At 64.5% G+C, this 3,760-nt stretch carries 5 protein-coding genes (1 of these 5 running past the window's edge); 3 read left to right on the top strand and 2 right to left on the bottom strand.

The window, feature by feature from the left end; translation table 11 throughout:
• Both ACFE99_RS12845 and ACFE99_RS12840 read left to right on the top strand, forming a co-directional pair.
• Positions 1 to 138, top strand: the end of a protein-coding gene (locus ACFE99_RS12845; RefSeq protein WP_375485809.1) for a hypothetical protein. 483 nt of this gene lie to the left of the window's left edge; 138 of the gene's 621 nt are visible here — the last part of the coding sequence; its start codon lies off the left edge, out of view; its stop codon occupies positions 136 to 138.
• On the top strand, positions 59 to 1,225 hold the full coding sequence (locus ACFE99_RS12840; RefSeq protein WP_375485807.1) for a zinc-dependent alcohol dehydrogenase: 1,167 nt from the start codon (positions 59 to 61) through the stop codon (positions 1,223 to 1,225). The genes ACFE99_RS12845 and ACFE99_RS12840 overlap by 80 nt, the downstream gene beginning before the upstream one ends.
• A 4-nt stretch (positions 1,226 to 1,229) precedes the next feature.
• Here ACFE99_RS12840 and ACFE99_RS12835 read toward each other — a convergent pair whose 3' ends face one another.
• Positions 1,230 to 2,654 (bottom strand): sulfatase, encoded by a 1,425-nt coding sequence (locus tag ACFE99_RS12835; RefSeq protein WP_375485805.1) that lies wholly within the window; start codon positions 2,652 to 2,654, stop codon positions 1,230 to 1,232.
• Between the two features lie 254 nt (positions 2,655 to 2,908).
• Between ACFE99_RS12835 and ACFE99_RS12830 the strand changes: the two genes are divergently transcribed.
• Complete coding sequence (locus tag ACFE99_RS12830) at positions 2,909 to 3,112, top strand: hypothetical protein (RefSeq protein WP_375485803.1); 204 nt, start codon at positions 2,909 to 2,911, stop codon at positions 3,110 to 3,112.
• A gap of 11 nt (positions 3,113 to 3,123) precedes the next feature.
• Here ACFE99_RS12830 and bluB read toward each other — a convergent pair whose 3' ends face one another.
• The gene (bluB, locus tag ACFE99_RS12825) at positions 3,124 to 3,756 is read right to left on the bottom strand and encodes a 5,6-dimethylbenzimidazole synthase (protein WP_375485801.1); all 633 of its coding nucleotides are present in this window, start codon (positions 3,754 to 3,756) and stop codon (positions 3,124 to 3,126) included.
• Positions 3,757 to 3,760 lie beyond the last annotated feature (4 nt).

The following is a 3,760-nucleotide window of genomic DNA, read 5'->3' as shown; positions in this document are numbered from 1 at the left end:
CCATCAGATACAACCCCAGCGCGCGTGAATCAACCCGCTGACTGCCGGAGGAACATCGATGCGAGCGCTGTGCTGGAACGGGATCAACGAGCTATCGGTCGAAACCGTCGACGACCCGATCCTGTTGAACCCGCATGACGTCATCGTCAAGGTCCGGCTCACCACCACGTGTGGGTCGGATCTGCACTTCATCGACGGATACCTGCCCGGCATGCGAGCCGGCGACGTCTTCGGCCACGAGTTCATGGGCGAGGTGGTCGAAGTGGGCCGCGAAGTGACCGATACCCGGATCGGGGACCGCGTCGTGGTGCCGTCGTTCATCGCCTGCAACCGCTGCTGGTACTGCCAGCACGACCTGACTTCACTGTGCGAAACCACCAATCCGAATGCCGAACTGCAGCAGCCGATTCTGGGCTTTCCGACCGCAGGGATCTATGGCTACACCCATCCGTTCGGCGGCTACCAGGGATCACACGCCGAGTACATCCGGGTGCCGTTCGGCGACGCCAACTGCTTTGCGATCCCCGACGACGTCACCGACGAACAGGCGCTGTTCCTGTCCGACGCGGTGCCCACCGGATACATGGGTGCCGACTTCTGCGAGATCGACGCGGGCGACACCGTGGCGGTGTGGGGAGCGGGCGGTGTCGGGTTGATGGCCGCACGCAGCGCCTTGCTGTCGGGCGCCGAACGGGCAATCGTCGTCGACCGCATACCCGAAAGGCTGGCTCTAGCAGAGAAACTCGGCGCCGAAACGATCGACTACACTGCCGTGGGCAGCGTCCAGGAAACACTGCGGGAAGCCACCGGCGGCCGCGGTCCTGATGCATGTATCGAGGCCGTCGGCATGGAAGGTCACGGCACCGGGCTGCAGCAGCTTTACGACCGCACCAAGCAACTGCTGCGTCTGCAAACCGACCGGGCCACCGCGCTTCGCCAAGCGATCTTGGCCTGCCGCAACGGCGGCATCGTCGCAGTGCTGGGTGTCTACGGGCTGACCGACAAGTTCCCGATGGGCGTTGTCACCAACAAAGGGCTAACAGTGAAAACGGCGCAGCAACAAGGGCATCGCTACATCCGGCAGTTCTTCGACTATGTTCAGCAAGGCGATCTGGACCCGTCGGTGCTGATAACTCACGACTTGCCGCTCGAAGACGGCGTCCGCGCCTACGACATGTTCAAGAACAAGGAAGACGGCTGCATCCGCGTCGTGCTGCGGCCTTGAGCGACTAGTGCTCGGCGTGTTTGACCTCTTCCTCGATCCCGCGGTCCGCGGCGATCGCAGAGCGGCTGGTCGGTGTCCTGTGATGGATCTGGATATAGGTTTCGGTGTAGCGTTCCGAAATCCGAGTTCCGGCAAACTCAGACGGGATGACGTCGCCCGTCTGCTGGCGCCAATCATTAAGGCGCACAGCTAAATCGGCTGCGACCGCCTGCGCGCCATCAGGGTTGTGGTCGCTCAACAGGTTGTTTGCCTCAGCGGGATCGGTACGCAGATCGTAAAGTTCGCGCTCCGGTCGTGACGTCGTCACCAGCGGTGCGACCACCTGCCCGGACGGACTCTCTTGGATATCCCACGGCAGGTCCAGTAGCGGCCGGCGTGCGTAGTTCTCGATGTAGCTGTAATCCTTTGTGCGGATTGCGCGTATGGGATCGAACGAGTCGTGATAGGTCTTCATAGTGTATACGTGTTCGCGTGCCCGCGCGGCGTGCTTGTCGGCAGCAAAAATGTTCTGCGCGTGCGACACGCCCTCGATGTCGGTGGGTGGGTCGACGCCGAGCAGCTCAAGCAGTGTGGGCACCAAGTCCACCCCGCTGAACAGCTCGTCGTAGACCCGCGGCGCTAACGCCAGCCTGGTGGGTGGTCGGATGATCATCGCGATGCCGGTGCCGGCGTCGTAGAGCGTGGATTTCGCTCGCGGGAAGGCCGGGCCGTGATCGGTGAAAAACACCACCCACGTGTTGGCGTCCAGCCCGGTGTCGCCGAGCGTATCCAGCAGTTGGCCGACGGCGGCGTCGGCGGTGGCGATGGACCCGTAAAAATCTGCCAGATCCTGGCGCACCTCCGGCGTGTCGGGCAGGTAGTCCGGCAGCTTGACAGCGGTGGCGTCGGCCGGTTCGTAGCGGTCATGCGGGTAGGGTCGGTGTGTTTCGAAGAACCCGGCCGTCAACAGGAATGGGCGGCTGCCATCATGGTCGCGCAGCCAGGCCTGCGCCTTGTCGATCACATACTCGCAGTAGGAATTCGACACGTCGAACTCGTCGAAGCCCAGCCGGCTCGGATACGACGTCTCGTGCTGCATCCCGAAAAGCGCTGAGTGCCAGCCTAATTCGGCGAGAATCTGAGGGAGGGTCCGCACGTCCGAGCGGTACTCCCAGCCGTGGTGGGCCAGGCCGAGCAGCCCGTTGCTGTGCGGGTAGCGGCCGGTGAACAGTGAACCCCGCGACGGCGAGCACAGCGGCGCGGTGGCATGGGCTCGGGTGAAAAGGAGTCCCTCGTGTGCCAGCCTGTCGAGCTGCGGGCTGGACACGTCGGTGTGGCCGTAAATACCCAGATAGCGTCCCAGGTCATGCCAGTGCACGATCAGCACGTTGTCGCGCCGGGGCTGCGTCGCATCGCGGTCGCCGATTGCCGTCACGTCCCTAGCTTGCATGGGCGCGCCTTGAGGCGAGCTGTGGCCCCCTTTTTGCAGCCGTGATTTTTATCGACGACCAGGTGGTCGGTCGGCGCCAACCGGCCGGTGTCGTCGGACAACCCGCAGGTCATCGTCGCATGGCGGCCTGGTCGGCGCTGTCGGTCGGGGAGCCGGTGTGCCCGCCGGTCATTTGCCGCAGGGCGGTCGCAAGGGCCGTCTCGTAACGTTCGGAGAATCCTGACACTGTTGCCCGCTGCGGAAGGAGTCGGCCCGTGGCATCGTTTGTGGTGCATTTGGCCAGCGGCGAGTCGCTGACTGTAGACGGCGAATTCAGCATCGGCGGTAACGGCGTCCTCAGCGTTGTACGCAGTCAGCTCCCGCGTCCCGCCGTCACGATTCATTTCGCGCCGACAGCGTGGATTTCCGTCGAGACGACCGCCCAGGCGCCGCTGGCCGCGGTGGCCGCCAGCCAATAGCGACTGTCGGGCTAGTCAGAGAACTCTGGGTGCGTCGCGGCCGCGGGCAAGCGCCAGCCGTTCTCCGATACGAACTCCAGCAGCGGCCGCGCCAAGGCCCAGCCGTCCAATTGCAGTGCCGGCCGATCCGGAAAGTCGGGCACCGGACCCAGGCACAGTATCGCCACCGGTTCAGCGTCGGCGGGCATGGACAGCAACGCTGCCAGCCGCCGCGGATCGAACAGCGAGACCCACCCCATGCCGAGCCCTTCTGAGCGAGCCGTTAGCCACAGGTTCTGGATTGCGCATGACACTGACGCCAAGTCCATCTGTGGGATGGTGCGCCGCCCGAACACGTGGGCGTCTCGGCCATCGCACAGCGCCACCACGAGCAGTTCTGCGCAGTCGAGAATGCCCTCCACCTTCAGTCGCAGAAACTCCTGGGCGCGTGGGCCCAGCGCCTCGGCGGTGAGCAGCCGCTCCTCATCGACCAGGGCGTGGATGCGCTGCCGCAATGTGTCGTCGGTGATGCGGATGAACCGCCACGGCTGCATCAACCCCACGCTGGGAGCGGCATGCGCAGCCTGGAGCATTCGCGATAAGACGTCGTCGGGGATGACGCTGCCGGGCAGGAACCGGCGCATGTCCCGGCGTTCGGAGATCACCCGG

The organism is uncultured Mycobacterium sp. (genome assembly GCF_964249325.1).
Classification (GTDB): Bacteria; Actinomycetota; Actinomycetes; order Mycobacteriales; family Mycobacteriaceae; genus Mycobacterium.
Note: the sequence above shows the minus strand (reverse complement) of the source record. Positions and strands in the feature narration are given on the sequence as shown.

Bases quoted from the DNA above. Each gene is read 5' to 3' on its own strand.
- ACFE99_RS12835 (WP_375485805.1), bottom strand. From the start codon at position 2,654: ATGCAAGCTAGGGACGTGACGGCAATCGGCGACCGCGATGCGACGCAG.
- ACFE99_RS12840 (WP_375485807.1), top strand. From the start codon at position 59: ATGCGAGCGCTGTGCTGGAACGGGATCAACGAGCTATCGGTCGAAACC.